14 protein-coding genes are annotated in these 17,418 nt (G+C 64.3%); 5 read left to right on the top strand and 9 right to left on the bottom strand.

The genetic code is table 11. The features are described 5' to 3' along the window. Positions 1–35 precede the first annotated feature (35 nt). The gene (locus tag ORS3428_RS12385) at positions 36–1,685 is read left to right on the top strand and encodes a vWA domain-containing protein (protein WP_071097962.1); all 1,650 of its coding nucleotides are present in this window, start codon (positions 36–38) and stop codon (positions 1,683–1,685) included. Positions 1,686–1,751: 66 nt separating this feature from the next. Here ORS3428_RS12385 and edd read toward each other — a convergent pair whose 3' ends face one another. From edd to zwf, 3 genes are all read right to left on the bottom strand, one after another. Beyond that, entirely contained in the window at positions 1,752–3,575 is a 1,824-nt protein-coding gene (gene edd / locus ORS3428_RS12380) for a phosphogluconate dehydratase (RefSeq protein WP_071097960.1), read from the bottom strand. 64 nt (positions 3,576–3,639) lie between these two features. Beyond that, complete coding sequence (gene pgl / locus ORS3428_RS12375) at positions 3,640–4,356, bottom strand: 6-phosphogluconolactonase (protein ID WP_071097958.1); 717 nt, start codon at positions 4,354–4,356, stop codon at positions 3,640–3,642. Further along, entirely contained in the window at positions 4,338–5,807 is a 1,470-nt protein-coding gene (gene zwf / locus ORS3428_RS12370; RefSeq protein ID WP_071097955.1) for a glucose-6-phosphate dehydrogenase, read from the bottom strand. Before zwf ends, pgl begins: the two co-directional genes overlap by 19 nt. 414 nt (positions 5,808–6,221) lie before the next feature. On the opposite strand from zwf, the gene ORS3428_RS12365 reads away from it, so the two are divergent. Continuing rightward, positions 6,222–6,968 carry an SDR family oxidoreductase gene (locus ORS3428_RS12365; protein ID WP_071097953.1) on the top strand — a complete coding sequence of 249 codons (747 nt, stop codon included), beginning with the start codon at positions 6,222–6,224 and terminating at the stop codon, positions 6,966–6,968. Positions 6,969–7,050: 82 nt separating this feature from the next. Continuing rightward, positions 7,051–8,346, top strand: coding sequence for a Mur ligase family protein (locus ORS3428_RS12360; protein WP_071097951.1), 1,296 nt, complete (start codon positions 7,051–7,053; stop codon positions 8,344–8,346). Between the two features lie 52 nt (positions 8,347–8,398). Here ORS3428_RS12360 and ORS3428_RS12355 read toward each other — a convergent pair whose 3' ends face one another. From ORS3428_RS12355 to ORS3428_RS12345, 3 genes are all read right to left on the bottom strand, one after another. Continuing rightward, positions 8,399–9,292 (bottom strand): SH3 domain-containing protein, encoded by an 894-nt coding sequence (locus tag ORS3428_RS12355; RefSeq protein ID WP_071098017.1) that lies wholly within the window; start codon positions 9,290–9,292, stop codon positions 8,399–8,401. Between the two features lie 247 nt (positions 9,293–9,539). Next, on the bottom strand, positions 9,540–10,826 hold the full coding sequence (locus ORS3428_RS12350) for an NAD(P)/FAD-dependent oxidoreductase (RefSeq protein WP_071097948.1): 1,287 nt from the start codon (positions 10,824–10,826) through the stop codon (positions 9,540–9,542). Positions 10,827–10,949: 123 nt separating this feature from the next. Next, positions 10,950–12,386 (bottom strand): glutamine synthetase family protein, encoded by a 1,437-nt coding sequence (locus ORS3428_RS12345; RefSeq protein ID WP_443136852.1) that lies wholly within the window; start codon positions 12,384–12,386, stop codon positions 10,950–10,952. 241 nt (positions 12,387–12,627) lie between these two features. Here ORS3428_RS12345 and ORS3428_RS12340 point away from each other — a divergent pair, with 241 nt between their 5' ends. After that, positions 12,628–13,368: an HAD family hydrolase gene (locus ORS3428_RS12340; RefSeq protein ID WP_244507943.1), complete on the top strand. Its 741-nt coding sequence runs from the start codon at positions 12,628–12,630 to the stop codon at positions 13,366–13,368. Positions 13,369–13,381: 13 nt separating this feature from the next. Here ORS3428_RS12340 and ORS3428_RS12335 read toward each other — a convergent pair whose 3' ends face one another. From ORS3428_RS12335 to aceA, 3 genes are all read right to left on the bottom strand, one after another. Then, positions 13,382–13,798: a response regulator gene (locus ORS3428_RS12335; protein WP_071097946.1), complete on the bottom strand. Its 417-nt coding sequence runs from the start codon at positions 13,796–13,798 to the stop codon at positions 13,382–13,384. 259 nt (positions 13,799–14,057) lie between these two features. After that, positions 14,058–14,300, bottom strand: a complete 243-nt coding sequence (locus ORS3428_RS12330; RefSeq protein ID WP_071097944.1) for an SMc00767 family acetate metabolism repressor — start codon at positions 14,298–14,300, stop codon at positions 14,058–14,060. A 53-nt stretch (positions 14,301–14,353) separates the two neighbouring features. Then, positions 14,354–15,643, bottom strand: coding sequence for an isocitrate lyase (gene aceA / locus ORS3428_RS12325; RefSeq protein WP_071098010.1), 1,290 nt, complete (start codon positions 15,641–15,643; stop codon positions 14,354–14,356). 249 nt (positions 15,644–15,892) lie between these two features. Between aceA and ORS3428_RS12320 the strand changes: the two genes are divergently transcribed. Next, positions 15,893–17,341: a helix-turn-helix domain-containing protein gene (locus ORS3428_RS12320; RefSeq protein WP_071097942.1), complete on the top strand. Its 1,449-nt coding sequence runs from the start codon at positions 15,893–15,895 to the stop codon at positions 17,339–17,341. Positions 17,342–17,418 lie beyond the last annotated feature (77 nt).

Here is a 17,418-nt window from a genome sequence, read left to right as displayed (position 1 = left end):
TCGCGACGCGGACAGGGGGCACTCAGGAGATTCTTATGGCGGGACTGGCACGGAGCGTCGCTGCGGCGATCCTCCTTTTGTCGATGACTACCTTTGGCTTTGCCGCCAACAAGGTCATCATCATTCTCGACGCATCCGGCTCCATGTGGGCCCAGATCAACGGCAAGCCGAAGCTCGAGATCGCGCGCGAATCGCTTCGCACGGTGCTGCAGTCGGTGCCGGCCGACGACGAGATCGGCTTCATGGCCTACGGCCATCGCACCAAGGGCAGCTGCAGCGACATCGAGCTGATCGTGCCGCCGCAGGCGGGCTCCGCAAGCGCGATTTCGGCCGCCGCCGACAGCATGAAGTTCCTGGGCAAGACGCCGCTGACGGCAGCCGTCAAGCAGGCGGCCGAGGCGCTGAAATACACCGAGGACAAGGCCACCGTCGTCCTCATCACCGATGGGCTGGAGACCTGCGGCGGCGATCCTTGCGCGCTCGGCAAGGAACTGAAGCAAAAAGGTGTCGACTTTACCGCCGACGTGGTCGGCTTCGGCCTGACCGCCGACGAAGGCAGGCAGATCGCCTGCCTCGCCGAGAATACCGGCGGCCGATACATCCAGGCCTCCGACGAGAAGGCGCTGCAGCAAGCGCTGGTCGAGACAGTTGCGGCGCCGGCTCCCGCGCCTGAGCCCGCACCGGCACCGGCGCCCGAACCCGCCAAGGCTGAATTCAATTTCATGCCGAGCGCCGTCATGGCCGAGGGCGGTCAGCCGATCACCGACGGCAATGCCTGGGAGATCTACAAGGCCGCGGCTGACGGTACGCGCGGCGATCACGTCACCACCCAGTATGGTGAGCTCAAGACCACTCTTGAGCCGGGCGACTATGTCATCGTCGCGCGCGACGATGAGGCCAAGAGCGAGCAGAAGGTCAGGATAGAGACGGGGCAGGTCTACAGGCCGCTGTTCACGCTGAACGCCGGCATCCTGGTCATTCACCCGCATGCGAGCCAGGGCTCGGAGATCAGCAGCGAGGCGCGTGTCGACTTCGCCTATCCGGGCGGCACCACCACCCATTACGGCGACGCCAAGGTCACCCTGCCGGCCGGCGAGCAGAAGGTGACGGTGCAGATCGGCGCGGGCAGCGCGACAGAGACCATCCAGCTTGCCCCTGGGCAGACCGTCGAGAAGGACCTCGTCGTCGGCGTCGRCCATGCCTTGCTCAACGCCTATTACGCCGCCGGCGGCGACAAGGCCGCGAATTCCGGACTCGGCTTCGWGATCGTCAAGGCAAAGAAGAAGATCGATGGCTCCCGCGAGAGCGTCGAGCACTCCTACGGGCCGGACAGCAAGTTCTGGCTGCCGCCGGACGACTATGTGGCTATCGCCACGCTCGATCTTGCCGTCGTCGAGCAGCCCTTCAGCATCAAGGCCGGCGATAGCCAGGATGTAAAGRTGGCGCTCGGCGCCGGCGTGCTGGCGATGTCGGCGCCCGGCGCATATTCGATCGAGGTGCTGTCGTCGACGAAGGATATCGAGGGCAAGCGCAAGTCGCTCGGGCTAAACTACGGCGACACCTGGCAGCAGACGATTCCCGCCGGCGACTATGTGGTCGTGCGGCACATGTCCGCTGTAGGCCAGGAGAAGGAGATGCCGGTGACGATCAAGGCCGGCGGGCGGACCGAGATCACCGTCCAGTAGCCATTGTGGTCCGAACAGACGAAAAAGGGCGGCTCCGGGCCGCCCTTTTTGTGAAGCGTGTAGAGGTCAGGCGTTTCCGAACGCGGCGGCGCCGTGGTCGGCGCGGCCGACCAGTTGCCGGAAGCCGGCAAACAGCTCGCGGCCGAAGCCGTACTCATTGCCGATGAGATCGACATCGGCCGAGCGGCGCAGCGCCAGCTCCGCTCCCGGCACCAGCACTGCGAGCGTGCCCGCATCGGCGTCGAGCCGGATGATGTCGCCGTCATGGATCCTGGCGATCGGTCCGTCCTCGACTGCCTCCGGCGTCACGTGGATTGCCGCCGGCACCTTGCCGGAGGCGCCGGACATGCGCCCGTCCGTCACCAGCGCGACGCGCTGGCCGCGGTCCTGCAGGACGCCGAGCACGGTGGTCAGCTTGTGCAACTCCGGCATGCCGTTCGCCTTCGGACCCTGGAAGCGGACCACGGCGACGAAGTCGCCGGTGAGCGTGCCGGCCTTGAAGGCATCGTTGAGTGCCTGCTGGCTGTCGAACACTTTCGCGGGCGCCTCGATGACGCGCCGCTCAGGCTTGACGGCCGAGGTCTTGATCACGGCATGGCCGAGATTGCCGGCGAGCACCTTCAGCCCGCCGGTCGGCTGGAAGGCTTGCTTGGCCGGCACCAGCACCTTCTCATCGCCGCTCGTGAGCGGTGCCGCCTCGCGCACGACGCTGCCGTCGGCGCCGAGCTTGGCCTCGACCGCATAAGGCCGCAGGCCTTCGCCCCAGACCGTCTGCACGTCCTCATGCAGGATGCCTTCGTCGAGCAGTTCGCGGATGAGGAAACCGAGCCCGCCCGCTGCGTGGAAATGGTTCACGTCGGCAAGCCCGTTCGGATAGACGCGGGCAAGCAGCGGCACGGCCTCCGACAGGTCGGAAATGTCCTGCCAGGTGAGCGCGATGCCGGCCGCGGCGGCCATCGCGATCAGGTGGATCGTGTGGTTGGTCGAGCCGCCGGTGGCGTGCAATCCGACCACGCCGTTGACGATCGAGCGCTCGTCGATCATGCGCCYGACCGGCGTATAGGCGTTGCCGAGCGCGGTGATGGCCAGCGCCCGCTTCGCCGCTTCCTTGGTCAGCGCATCGCGCAGCGGCGTGCCCGGGTTGACGAAGGAGGCGCCCGGCATGTGCAGGCCCATCATCTCCATCAGCATCTGGTTGGAATTGGCCGTGCCGTAGAAAGTGCAGGTGCCCGGCCCGTGATAGGATTTGGACTCCGCCTCCAGCAGCTCGGCGCGGCCCGCCTTGCCCTCGGCATAGAGCTGGCGCACCTTGGCCTTCTCGTCGTTGGGCAGGCCCGACGTCATCGGTCCGGCCGGAATGAAGACTGCCGGCAGGTGCCCGAAGGTGAGCGCGGCGATCACCAGCCCCGGCACGATCTTGTCGCAGACGCCGAGAAAGACGGCGGCATCGAACATGTTGTGCGAGAGGCCGATCGCGGCCGCCATCGCGATCACGTCGCGCGAGAACAGCGACAGGTCCATGCCTGGCTGGCCCTGGGTCACTCCGTCGCACATCRCCGGCACGCCGCCCGCCACCTGGGCGATGCCGCCGGCCTCGCGCGCTGCTTCCTTGATCAGGGCTGGAAAGGTCTCGAAGGGCTGATGCGCCGACAGCATGTCGTTGTAGGAGGTTATGATGCCGAGGTTCGGCACGCGGTCGCCGCCGAGGGCCACCTTCTCCGATGGGCTGCAGACGGCAAAGCCATGGGCGAGGTTGCCGCAGGAGAGCACCGCCCGGTTGGCGGTGCTGCCGGACGCGTCCGCGAGGCGGCCGAGATAGGCCTCGCGGCCGGCTTTCGAGCGCTGGCGGATGCGTTCCGTGATGGCTTCGATGTCGCGTCTGGCTGTCATGGTCGGTTCCTTTCAAGCCCCGGGGACGTCCTCCCACTGCCACCGGGACCGCTCTTTCGTGAAATCAGGGTGCCCAGAATATCTCTACCGGTTTTGGTGCTGCCTCGAGCACTTTGCGGATGGGCTTTTTCACGCCCGCTCCCATTGCGCCGTCGAAGGCGGTGCGCTTGTCCTCGCCTTCGATGTGGAGCGCGATGAAGCCGGCGGCAACGATCCGCGCCATCGACAGCGTCAGCCGCGGCTCGCCGCCGCTCGGCGCGTGCACCGGCAGCACGATCCGTTGCGAAGACGGGTCGAGCAATTCAGCAAGATTGTCGGCATCGGGAAAAAAAGAAGCCGTGTGGCCGTCACCGCCCATGCCGAGCACCACGACGTCGAGCGGCCAGGCCAATGACTGCAACGCCTCGCTATCCGAAGCGGCTGCGTCCTCGATGCTGGCCGCCTCATGATAGAGCGGCACGAAGCGCGCTGCCGCGGCCTTGTTCTGGAGCAGGTTGGCCGACACCAGCCCCGCATTCGAGCGCGGTGAGGACGGCGGCACGAATCGCTCGTCGACCAGCGTCACCGTGACCTTGTCCCAGGCGATCGGGATCGCGGAGAGCGCGGCGAAGAACTTCGCCGGCGTCGTGCCGCYGGATACTGCGAACAGGGCCGTGCCGCGCTYGTCGATCGCTTTGGTCAACCGCGCGGCGACGTTGCCGGCAAGTGCTGCCGCCAGCTGCTGGCGGTCGGCAAAGCCGTTCCAGGTGAAAGCCGGCTGGCTCAGTTGCTCTCGTGCCATGTCCGTCCGTCACGTTCGATGAGCGCGATGGAGGCCGAAGGTCCCCAGGTGCCCGCCGTATAGCCCTGCGCTTCCTGCTTCGCGCTTTCCCAGGCGTTCTGGATTGGGTCGATCCACTTCCAGGCCGCCTCGACCTCGTCGCGGCGCATGAACAGTGTCTGGTTGCCGCGCACCACATCCATGATCAGCCGCTCATAGGCATCCGGCGAGCGGCTGTGGAACGACTGCGCGAAGCTCATGTCGAGCGATATTTGGCGCAGCCRCATGCCGCCCGGCCCCGGATCCTTGATCATGATATACTGCTTGACRCCTTCGTCCGGCTGCAGGCGAATGACCAGCTGGTTGGGGAAGATCGGACCGGCGCTGTCGCCGAAGATGGAATAGGGGATCGGCTTGAACTCGATCACRATCTCCGAGACGCGGGTCGCCAGCCGCTTGCCGGTCCTGAGATAGAAGGGAACGCCGGCCCAGCGCCAGTTGCCGATCTCGGCCTTCACGGCAACGAAGGTCTCGGTGTTGCTGTCCTTGCCGAGCTCCTCGACATAGCCTTTGACGGGCCCGCCGGCGGAGGCGCCGGCACGATACTGGCCGCGCACGGTTTGCTTCGGCGCCTCGTTGCCGTTGATGCGCTTGAGCGCCCTCAGCACCTTCAGCTTCTCGTCGCGTACGGCGTCCGCGTCCATCGACGAAGGCGTTTCCATGGCGACCAGGCAAAGCAGCTGCAGGAGGTGGTTCTGCACCATGTCGCGCAGCGCGCCCGCCTTGTCGTAATAGGTGACGCGGTCCTCCAGGCCGACCGTCTCGGCAACGGTGATCTGCACATGGTCGATATGGGCCGAGTTCCACAGCGGCTCGTAGAGCGCATTGGCAAAGCGCAGCGCCATAAGGTTCTGCACCGTTTCCTTGCCGAGGTAATGATCGATGCGGAAGATCTGGCTTTCGTGGAAATCATCGCCGACCGCGTCGTTGAGCGCCCGCGCCGAGGCCAAGTCGCGGCCGATCGGCTTTTCCAGCACGATGCGCGAGTTCGGCGTGATCAGCTTGTGCTCTCTGAGCTGATGCGAGATGTCGCCGAACAGGGCAGGTGCCACCGCCAGGTAGAAGGCGCGGATGYGGTCGCTGTCGCCGATCGCCTTCTTGAGTTTGTCGAAACCGGTGCCGGTGGTCGCGTCGGYCGAGACGTAGGAAAGACGGGCCAGAAATGTGTCCAGTTCCTTCGGGTCGATATCGGCCGGCGTCACATGGTCCGATATCGCCTTCTTGGCGAAGGTCTGGAACTCGGCGTCGGTCATCTTCGCGCGCGACGTGCCGATGATGCGCGTAGGYTCTGAGAATTGGTGGTCGCGCTGCCGATGGTAGAGCGAGGGCARCAGCTTGCGCTCCGACAGGTCGCCGGTGCCGCCGARGATGATGAAGTCGAAAGGGTCGACGGGAATGATCTGGCTGGTCATGGTCAGTCCGATTTGATGCCGGTCGCCGGTAGCGGGGCTGATATATTCTAATCGATTTAAATCGTCCAGTGCCATGGTGTCACATCAAGGGGGCCAATCGCCGGAGATTGATTGGGTCTACAAATGCCCCTTGATGCTGGCTCTTGACACTGGCGCTACCGGGAGGCTTGTCGGCGAGCGATGGCTTCCGGCAGCTTTCGCAGTTGCAACATAGAACGTGAATGTGACGAAAGCCAATGCGTGTCGTCCGAAAGTGGGCAGCTGTTTTGGGCRACCTGCATCAAAAGAAAGACTTGAAGCGCGTCGCCTGAATTTGTTTCGACGCGGCGCGCTTTCAAGGGAGAATCATGAGCGCGGCATCCGTCGCGCCATGGCAAGCTCTCGATGCAAATTGATCAAACTGGGCGGGAAAGTATGCGTCTGGAAAACAAGGTTGCCATCATCACCGGCGCAGCATCGGGCTTCGGCGAGGGCATGGCGAAGCGCTTCGCTGAAGAGGGCGCGCGCGTGGTCGTCGCCGACCTCAACGCCAAGGGCGCCGAGCGGGTCGCGGGCGAGATCGGCGACCGCGCGATCTGGACCCAGACCGATGTCTCGCTGCGCTCCGAATTCGACGAGATGGTCTATGCGGCCAAGAGCGCCTTCGGCCGCGTCGACATCATGGTCAACAATGCGGGCTTCACCCATCGCAACGGCGATATGCTGGGCGTCGACGAGGAAACCTTCGACCTGATCACCGCCGTCAACATGAAGGCGATCTACCATTCCGCCCTTGCCGTCGTGCCGATCATGGATCGGCAGGGCGGCGGCGTCATCCTGACCACGGCCTCGACCGCCGGCATCAGGCCCCGGCCGGGCCTCACCTGGTACAATGCCTCCAAGGGCTGGGCGATCACCGCCACCAAATCGATGGCGGTCGAACTCGCGCCAAAAAACATCCGCGTCAACTGCCTCTGCCCCGTCGCCGGCGAGACCGGCATGCTGGAGAAGTTCATGGGCGCCGACACGCCGGAGATCCGCGAAAAATTCCGTTCCTCGATCCCTCTCGGCCGGCTCTCGACGCCGCTCGACATCGCCAGCGCGGCGCTCTGGCTGGCTTCGGACGAGGCGGCCTTCATCACCGGAGTGGCGCTGGAGGTCGACRGCGGGCGCTRCATCTGAGCTGACCCTTCAACCCGACTCCGGTTTGACTGCACGATCCGCCGCAAGGCATAACAGCAGCGGGGATCGGGTGCTGCGGGTTATGAATACCGGGCTGCGGGACATTCACCAAAAGTTGGCGGGGCGGCTGAAGGTCTATCGGGCCAAACGTGCGCGTGCCCGCAGCAAAGCAACGTTCATTGCCATCACGGGCAGCTCCGGCAAGTCGACGGCGGCGAGCTTGCTTGGACACATCCTGGCCGGCCACGGTTCGGTCCATACGCAGATATTGGCCAACACGATAAACGCGCTGGTCAACACGCTTTGCAAGCGGATGAAGCGGGCTGGCAATGTCGACTATGTGGTCTTCGAGGCTGCCGCCTTCGGTCCCGVCACGGTCAGGCCGATGGCTGAACTGCTGCGGCCGAATGTGGCTGTTGTGACAATGGTCCGACTGGAGCATTTCCCCAGTTTCGGGACTTTGGAGGACGTTGCCCGCGAAAAGACTGTCCTGGTCGAGGCGCTGGAGCCCGGCGGTTTTGCGGTGCTCAACGCCGATGATCCGCATGTGCTGGCCATGGCTTCGGCGAGCAATTGCCGTGCGGTGACATTCGGCATGTCGGAGGCGGCGGACTATCGCGTCAGCGATGTCCAGGCGGCCTATCCGGAGCCGTTGCGGTTTTCACTGCATTGGCGCGGCGGCGTGTTGYACCTGGAGGTGAGGTTTCCGGGTGAGCATTTCTGGCTGCCGGCGGCCGCGGCGGCGGCAACGGCGCTTGAGCTGGGAGTATCTCCGCAGACCGTGAAGGACCAGATCGCGACATTCCAGCCCCTGGCGAACCGCGGCCAGGTGCTTRTCGCCGAAGGGGGGCCACACTTCATGGTCGATGCAGCCAAGGCGCCCTGGCATTCCTTGTCCCTTGCCTTCGACATGGCGGCAAATTCAGCTCCCGCGAGAAAACGGATCGTGCTTGGCCAGCTGTCGGATTTTGCCGGCTCGAACAGGAAATATGCGTACGCCTACAGCAGAGCGCGCGAGATCGCGGACCAGGTGATCTATGTCGGCGACCATGCCCATCGCTCCAAGGCCAGCCAGGCCGACCGCGACAGCGGCCGCTTCGCCGAGCTGCGCAGGCCAAAGGAAGTGTCCGATTACGTGAAGCAGACGGCGCAGCCCGACGAGCTGATCCTCATCAAGAGCTCCTCCCGCCTTCACCTCGAGCGTGTCGCACTTGCCTGGACCCATGATGTCCAATGCTGGATTCCGGTCTGCGGCAAACGCGAGGGATGCGAGCAGTGCGGCCTCTATGAAGTGCCGTTCGAGGAACACGAGGCCGTACTCAAGAACCGTAGGCTCGAGCGCAGAAGACGTCGCTTCAGCCGCTTATTCGGTGGTTGATCAGGTTGCCGCACGGCCTGGGCCGGGCAGCTCCGATCAACGCGCGTCGCTCTCAGGTACCGGTCTTGACGTAGGTCTTGTAGACCCAGCCGTGCTTGCCGTCATAGACGATCTCGCACCATTTCTTGCAGCTCATCACCTGCACCGATGCCTTTGCAGGTATGGTGATGATTGCGGCTGCGCCCTTTTTCGGGCCGGTGCGCATGGTGACCGGCCGCAGAATGCGTCCGTTGGCGGCAGCGCTGACCGTCTGGGGCTTGTCCTGCGCGGCCTGATCGGCAGCGGCCGGCTGAGCCTCGGGAACCTGCGGCTTTACGTCCGGGATCGCCGCGGTTTGGGCGCCATCCATCTTGTCGTCAGGTTTTTTCGCATCCGCCGATTGGTCAGCCATCGGCGCGGGTGCCGCGACCTTCGACAAGACGTTCGCGGCGTCCGACTGGGCAACGGATTCTGCGAAGGCAGCGGCGGTGGTCTTCTGCTCGGCGGGCGCGTTGGCGGCCGGGGAATTGGCGGCGGGATTGGCGGCCGGGGAAGCCGAAGCCGGCGCCGCACCCGGATCGGTCCAGCGCGGGCTGTTGGATGCCAGCGCCGGAATGGCGGCTTCGCGCGCGGCGGTGATAGGCGAAACCGCGTCGGCCTTGCGCGCGGCGCGCGGCGCGGCGACGGTGACAGCTGCGTTCGCCACGGCCGGAGTAATCTTCTTCGTCTTGACTGGGATCGCGGGCACAGTCTGTTGCGCGCTCGCGATCGCCTGCTTCTCATGGGCCGGCAGGGCCARCCAAAGCGCCACCGCCGCCACGCCTAGCAGCGCTGCGGTGCCGACGGCTGCTATCACCAGATGCGCGTTCGACCGCAGACCCTGCCAGAACGAGGGCCGCATGTCATAGCCGAACTGCACTGCAAAGCGCCGTCGTTCCGGCGCACCGAAACTGAAGGGCTCGTTCACGTAAACCACCTCCAATAAGCGGGCCGACGTTCTTTCGATCATGCCGCATTCGGTCTGCGGTGATCGGCATCGGTCCCGAAATTCCAGCGGGCAGGCCCGCGCAAATCCCCGTTTTATCGCCCAGAACCGGCATCCTTTGCCGCCGATTATGGCATCACTGCGCCTTTTTGCGAAATTCTGCGCGTTTGTTAAGGATTCTGCAATGTGCCGCTAGGTCACCGAATCCGTCGATTCGGYGGCTCCGACCCTAGATTCTGTCGCGCAGCGCGAACCAGTTGAGGGCCAGAAACAGGAGCGGCGCGCGAAACCGACGGCCGCCCGGGAAAGCCGGAATCTTCAGATCCTCGATCAGTTTCAACCGGTCGCGGTTGCCGGCGACCGTCTCGGCGTAGAGCTTGCCGAAGAAGTTCGACAGCATGACGCCATGGCCGGAATAGCCGCCCATCGAGATCACGTTCGGCATCACCTCGCGCACGAAAGGTTTCCTCGGCACGGTGATGCCGACATAGCTGCCCCAGCCATGGGTGATCTCGACATCCTTCAGCGCCGGATAGAGCTCGGCGATCTGCCGACGGATGTGGATATGGATGTCCTTCGGGTCGTTGACGGCGTAGACCTCGCGGCCGCCGAACAGAAGCCGGCCGTCCTTCGACTTGCGGAAGTAGCGCACGACGAAGCGGGAATCGTCCACCGACTCGCCGCCCGGCAGCACGGCTGATTCGGCGCCGAGCGGCACAGTCGCGCCGATGAAGGAGCCGATCGRCATGATGTGCGCGGCGCTCACCGGCTCCAGCTTGCCACCATAGGCATTGACGGCAACCAGRCATTTCTCGGCCGATATCGTGCCCGTCGGCGTGGTGACCCTGACCTTGCCGCCGCTGGCTGCGATGCCGGTCGAGGGCGTGCGCTCGAACAGCTTGGCGCCTGCCGCGGCCGCCACTTTTGCAGTGCCGATCACCAGCTTCAGCGGGTGGATATGGCCGGTCCCCGTATCGCGCGTGCCGCCGAAGTAACGCGTCGAGCCAAGCCGCTCGGCAGTCTCGCCGGCGTCCATGAAGGAGATGTGCGGATAGCCGAAGCGGCTCGCCACGATCTCGGCATGGGCCTTGTAGTCGTCGACATAACGCTTCTTGTGCGCCACCGAGAGCTGGCCGGGCATGTAGTCGATCTCGATCCTGTTGACCGCCGCGAAGTCGAAGAGATGCGATTTGGCTTCTTCCGCCAGATCGAACAGGGCCTTGGCGCGGGAGAACCCGAACTCAGCTTCCAGCTCCTCAGCCCAGGCGCGCTGGCCGGTACCGAGCTGGCCGCCATTGCGTCCCGACGCGCCGTCACCAAAACGATTTGCGTCGATCAGCACGACATCCGTRCCGGCCTTGGCGAGATGCGCCGCCGCTGAAAGACCGGTGAACCCGCCGCCGACGATGACGACGTCGCAGGTCCGGTCGCCGTCAAGCTTCGGATATTCGGGACGCGGTCCCGCTGTATCTTCATACCAGGACCGGCCCGGGGAAATGGGGGATTGGTAATTCATGGATGATGCCTGGAAGGGAGGCGAATAGCGAATAGCGAATAGTCAGTAGCGAATAATATCTTTGGCCGATCCCTCTCACTATTCTATCTACTACTCGCTATTCGCTACTCACTATTCGCTCCATCACACATTCAGCAACAAATACTCCCGCTCCCACGGGCTGATCACTTCCATGAAGGTCTCGAACTCGGCCCGCTTGATCGCTGCGTAAGTGGCGGCGAAGGATTTGYCTAGGATGGCGCTGAGCTCCTTGTCGCGTTCAAACAGGTCGACGGCCTCGAGCAGGTTGCGCGGCAGGTCGATCTCGTCCTCGTTGGCGGTAGTGATCACCGGCGCCGAAGCCTTTTCCTTCTTGGTGATGCCGATCAGCCCGCAGGCGAGCGAGGYGGCGAGGGCCAGATAGGGGTTGGCGTCCGAGGATGGGATGCGGTTTTCGACGCGCCGCGCCGCGGGGTCRGATCGCGGCACGCGGAAGGCGGTCGTGCGGTTGTCGTAGCCCCATTTGGTGTTGACCGGCGCGGAGGCYGCCTGCGTCAGCCGGCGGTAGGAATTGACGTAGGGTGCGAACATCACCAGTGCGTTCGGCACATGTTTTTGCATGCCGCCGATGAAATGGAAGAAGGCGTCGGTCTCGGAGCCGTCCTCGGCAGAGAAGATGTTCCGGCCGGTCTTCTTGTCGATCACCGACTGGTGGATGTGCATGGCCGAGCCTGGCTGTCCCTGGATCGGCTTGGCCATGAAAGTGGCGTAGATCTCGTGCTTCAGCGCCGCTTCGCGGATCGTGCGCTTGAACATGAACACCTGGTCGGCGAGCTCGATCGGATTGCCGTGGCGCAGGTTGATCTCGAGCTGGCCGGCGCCTTCCTCGTGGATCAGGGTGTCGATCTCCAGGCCCTGCCGCTCGGAGAAATGGTAGATGTCGTCGATCAGCTCGTCGAACTCGTTGACGCCGGCGATCGAATAGCCGGCGCCGCCGCCGATCGGCCGCCCCGAGCGCCCAACGGGCGGGGTCAGCGGATAGTCGGGGTCGGGGTTCTTGCGCACCAGATAGAATTCGATCTCGGGCGCCACCACGGGCGTCAGTCCCAGTGTGTCATAGGCGGCAAGCACCCGCTTCAGCACATTGCGCGGCGTGAATTCGACGGAGCGGCCGTCCTGGTGGACGAGGTCGCAGATCACCGCGGCGGTCGGGTCTTCCTCCCAGGGCACGACGGTCAGCGTCGAGAGATCGGGGAGCAGCTTCAGGTCGCCGTCGTCCTCCGGATAGCGGAAGCCGTTGCCGTCTTCCGGGTAGCCGCCGGAAATCGTCGTCATGAACACCGCCGAAGGCAGCGCCAGCGAGGTGTTGGAGGTGAATTTCTTCGACGGCATCATCTTGCCGCGGGCGACGCCGGCCTGGTCCGGCGTGATGCATTCGATGTCTTCGATGCCGCGCCATTCCAGCCAAGCGCTGGCTTCCTTCCAGTTCTTCACACCACGTTGGCTTTTCAAGAAGCCAGGCGTGCGTGGGCGTCCCACCCGGCTCGACGGACGGACTTCCTTTTTTTCAGGCGGCATCATTCACCAGATTGTGTTGCGGATTTTGAACTATAGCCGGGCCGCGTGGGGGAAGGGAAGGGGAGGCTGCGGGAGCCTTCGCAGGCAAGCCAGCCGTCCGCCCGCATCCGTCTTCTGTTGGCGGCGCAGCCCGACCAGGTCCGAGCGGTTCATCGGTTCACCGAAACGCAGGACCGCTGTATCTCGTTGTTTCGACGCTATTGCGGACGGAAAACTGTTTCATACTTTTCGTGGAGTTCTCTAGATGAGCCTGTCCGCAAAGGGTCTGCGCATGTCCGCTCCACATTTGACCACGATCGGCTTCGATGCCGACGACACGCTCTGGCAGAACGAGCAGTTCTTCCGCATGACCGAGAAGCGCTTTGCCGCCTTGCTGGCCGAGTATGGCGACCATGACCATATCGCGGCAAGGCTACTCGAGGCGGAAAGGCGCAACCTCGCCGTCTACGGCTTCGGCATCAAGGGGTTCACCCTGTCGATGATCGAGACGGCGGTCGCAGTCACGAACGGTGAGGTGCCAGGTTCGGTCATCGGCGAGATACTGGCTGCCGGCCGCGAGATGCTMAGCCACCCGATCGAGCCGCTGCCGCATGCGCGTGATGCGGTCGAAAAGCTGGCGGGCTCCTACCGTCTGGTGCTGATCACCAAGGGCGACCTGTTCGACCAGGAGCGCAAGCTTGCGCAGTCTGGAATGGGCGAGCTCTTCGATGCCGTCGAGATCGTCAGCGACAAGAGCGCCGCCACCTATGCCCGCATCTTCAGCCGCCATGGYGACGGTCCGCACAAAAGCATGATGGTCGGCAACTCGCTCAAGTCCGACGTGGTTCCCGCCATCGAGGCCGGCGGCTGGGGCATCCATGTGCCGCATGAATTGACCTGGGCAATCGAGCACGCCGAGGCCCCCGTCGCAGCGCCGCGTTTCCGTCAGATTGCCGACCTTGGCGAACTGCCGACCCTTGTCGAGGCCATCGCCAAGGCCGGCTGAAGRCCGCCTAAGCCTAGCCGCGGCCGACCAGGCGATCTATCACCGGTTGCAGTCTCTCAGGCGTGATCGGCTTGGCAACCACCGCGTCGACCACGCTCGACAGTCCGAGGCTGTCGGCGGTGYCATTCGCGGTTGAGAGCAGGATCACGGAGGGCTGCGCCTTGCCGGAAGCGCGCCGCAGCGCATCGATGCCGGCCAACAGCTCGTCGCAATCCTTGTTGTCGGGGCCGCCGTCCAGGATGATTGCGCCGGGGACAAGGCCGGCCAGCGCCCCCTCGGCCGACTCGGGCGATTCCGATATCGGCTTCAGACCGGACTTCTCCACGATCTTCGACACCACGACCCGGTTGATCGACGATTTGCCGACCACGAGCACCTTGGAGAAATCCGCCGGCAGCCTGGCTGCCGCGGCGCGGTCCGCCGGCTTCACTGGTTTTTGAGAGTCGTCACGATCGGCGGGGCACATGGCGGGGCGGCGCTCTGGTTCAATGCAAGGTTGAAACCTGAGCGCAATTGGCGCGAGATCGCCAGCGGTGTCAAGCTGAAAGGGCCGAGAAGGAGAATATAACAAGAAGCGCTAATATGCTTCGCAAGTTCTACCTGTTAGCGCGAATGGAATTCGAAAGAAAGCGATAGTCTCCCGAACGAATAGCGCACGGGAGACACTCGCGGAGATTGTTGACGTTGCGTCAGCTGTGGCTCTGGTGAGTGACGATCACCGGGATCAAAAGATCACCCCAGTTGCCGTCTCCACCATGGTGCCTGGCCGAACGCACCAGCTCCACGGACACTCCCGCTTCGACCGCCTTCATCACCGACTGGTTCAGTCTGTGCAGGTCGTTGGCAAGCATGYGGATCATCGCCTGCTGGTCGACACTCATCGCGCTCGATTGTTCCTCGGCCCGTTCCTTGACGCGGCTTATCGATGCCATTGCTCTTCTCCTCGACTGGGCGCCCCTTGGGCGTTTCCTCTCTGTTGTCGTTGTTACTCGGCCGCCGGCCTGAACTGCGCGTGCTCGGTCGATTCATGCATGGCGGTGGTCGAAGACTGGCCGCCGGTGATCGCCATCGAGACGGCGTCGAAATAGCCGGTGCCGACCTCGCGCTGGTGCTTGGTCGCGGTGTAGCCGTGGGCCTCCGCCGCGAACTCGGCCTCCTGCAGTTCCGAATAGGCGGCCATCTGGCGGTCCTTGTAGCCGCGCGCCAGCTCGAACATGCCGAAGTTCAGCTGGTGGAAGCCYGCCAGCGTGATGAACTGGAACTTGTAGCCCATGGCGCCGAGTTCCTTCTGGAACTTGGCGATGGTCGCGTCGTCCAGGTTCTTCTTCCAGTTGAAGGACGGCGAGCAGTTATAGGCGAGCAGCTTGCCCGGATGATGCTTGTGCACGCCTTCGGCGAACTTCCTTGCCTGCTGGAGATCCGGCTTCGAGGTTTCGCACCAGATCAGATCGGCATGCGGGGCGTAGGCGACGGCGCGTGCAATGCAGGGCTCGATGCCGTTCTTCACATGGTAGAACCCTTCGACCGTGCGGCCGGCGTCGTAGTTCACGAAAGGCCGGTCGCGCTCGTCGATATCCGAGGTCAGCAGCTTCGCCGCCTCCGCGTCCGTCCGCGCCACCACCAGCGTCGGCGTGCCCATCACGTCGGCAGCGAGCCGCGCCGCATTGAGGTTGCGGATATGCGCCGCGGTCGGGATCAGCACCTTGCCGCCGAGATGGCCGCACTTCTTCTCCGACGCCAGCTGGTCCTCGTAGTGGACGCCGGCGGCGCCGGCCTCGATGAAGGCCTTCATGATCTCGAAGGCGTTGAGCGGCCCGCCGAAGCCTGCCTCGGCGTCGGCCACGATCGGTGCGAACCAGGTCTCGACCGAAAGCCCCTTGCCTTCGGATGTCTCGATCTGGTCGGCGCGCTGAAGCGTGCGGTTGATGCGCTTGACCAGCTCCGGCGCGGCATTGGCCGGATAAAGCGACTGGTCCGGATACATGGCCGATGCCGTGTTGGCGTCGGCCGCGACCTGCCAGCCCGACAGGTAGATCGCCTTCAGTCCCGCCCTGACCTGCTGCATGGCCTGGTTGCCCGACATGGCGCCGAGCGCGTTGACGAAGTCCTCCTCGTGAATGAGCTTCCACAGCCGGTTCGCACCCATCTCGGCAAGTGTCTGGCGAATCTGGACCGAGCCGCGCAGCCGCTTCACATCCTCCGGCGAGTAGGGGCGTTCGATGCCGTCGAAACGGCCTTCCGGCGCGGATGGGACGAGGTTGTAAAAATCAGTCATCGGTTGCTCCAGATCGGTTCTGCCACTTTGGGCGGCGCGTTCGTAGAAGGTGTTTTGCACGCCGCCGGTGTGTGACATCATTTACATTGCGGAGCGCAAAGAGCCAGAAAAACGGGGATTTTCCGCGAAAAATAAGGGAAAAACTGTGTTGTGTTTGACAGGTCGGGGCGGTAAAATTGTTATAGTTGTAAAAGGCGGGTGAGCCGCGATTGTGCGGATTTTGTGTAAAATCTTGTCAAGGATAGCCGATTGGCCGACCAGAAGATCTTCGCCGGGCCGCGCATCCGCCGGTTGCGCAACGCCAAGGGCCTGACCCAGACGGCGATGGCCGAAGGGCTGGGCATTTCGCCGTCCTACCTCAACCTCATCGAGCGCAACCAGCGGCCGCTGACCGTGCAGCTGATCCTCAAGCTGGCCTCCGTCTACAAGATCGACCCGCACGAATTGCAGGGCGAGACCAAAGGCTCGATCACGGCGCTGAAGGAAGTATTCGGCGATCCGCTGCTCGCCGGCGAGCTCCCCGGTGACCAGGAACTGATCGACCTTGCCGAGACCGCGCYGAACGCCTCCGCCGCGATCGTGAAATTGTTCCGCGCCTATCGCGAGCAGGCCGAGCGGCTGTCCGATCTCAACGAGCTTCTGGCGCGGGAGGGCAGGGTGACCGCGCTGTCCGGCACGCGCCTGCCGGTCGACGAGGTTCACGAGGTTCTGGAACGGCGACCCAACCACTTCGCGGCGATCGAGGAGGAGGCGGAAGCCTTCACCTCGGTGCTCGATCCCGGAGACGACTTGTTCGGCGCGCTGAAGGCCTGGCTGAAGCGCGAGCACGGCATCGTGGTCAAGGTGCTGCCGGTCGCCACCATGCCGAACTGGCGCCGGYGCTATGACCGCCATTCGCAGCGCCTCTTCCTGTCCGAGCGGCTCTCGCCCTTCGACCAGCTGCGCGAAGTCGCCATGGAGGCGAGCTTGATCCGCATGACGGTGGCCGTAGCGAGCGAGATCCAGACGTTGAAGCTCGGCACCGACGAGGCGCGCCGTCTTGCCCGCTTCGAGCTCGGCCGCTACGCCGCGCACGCGCTGATGATGCCCTATCAGGCCTTTCATGCGGCGGCCGTCCGCGCCCGTTACGACATCGACGTCCTGCGTTCGCGCTTCGGGGTGTCCTTCGAACAGGCGGCAAACCGCCTGACCATGCTGCAGCGGCCGGGTGCCTCTGGCGTGCCGTTCTTCATGCTGGAGGTCGACAATGCCGGCAACCGGTTCCGCAAGGCGGGAAGTCAGGGCTATCCGCAAAGCCGTTTCGGCGGTGCCTGCCCGAAGCTGCCTGTCCATGCCGCCTTTTCGCAGCCGGGCCGGATCCTGGTCGAGTCGGTGGAAATGCCGGACGGCGCCGAGTTCCTCTGCATCGCCCGCACGCTCGAAGGGCCGCAAGGCGCCTTCTCCGAGCGGCCGCGCCGGACAGCGCTTCTGCTCGGCTGCGACATCGGCTTTCGCGACGAGATCGTCTATGYCGCAGCGCTGCCCGGAACTGCTGCCGGCAAGGCCGCTCAGGGCGCCGCACTGGCAACGCCGATCGGTCCGGCCTGCAGGCTCTGCGAGCGCGTTGGCTGCCTGGCGCGCGCCGAGCCGCCGGTGACACGGCCGCTTGGCCTCGACGAGATGGTGACGGGCCTGAGCGCCTTCGATTTCCAAGGATAGCACCTGTCGCCAAGCGGTGATTCTTGGCGAGCGGCGTTGTCCCACATGTCTGCAGTCGCTGGACCACGCCCGGCTCC

The organism is Mesorhizobium sp. ORS 3428 (assembly GCF_001854785.1).
In the GTDB taxonomy this organism is placed as follows: Bacteria; Pseudomonadota; Alphaproteobacteria; order Rhizobiales; family Rhizobiaceae; genus Mesorhizobium.
The sequence above is the reverse complement of the archived record's forward strand: the minus strand, read 5'-3'. Positions and strand labels throughout refer to the sequence as shown.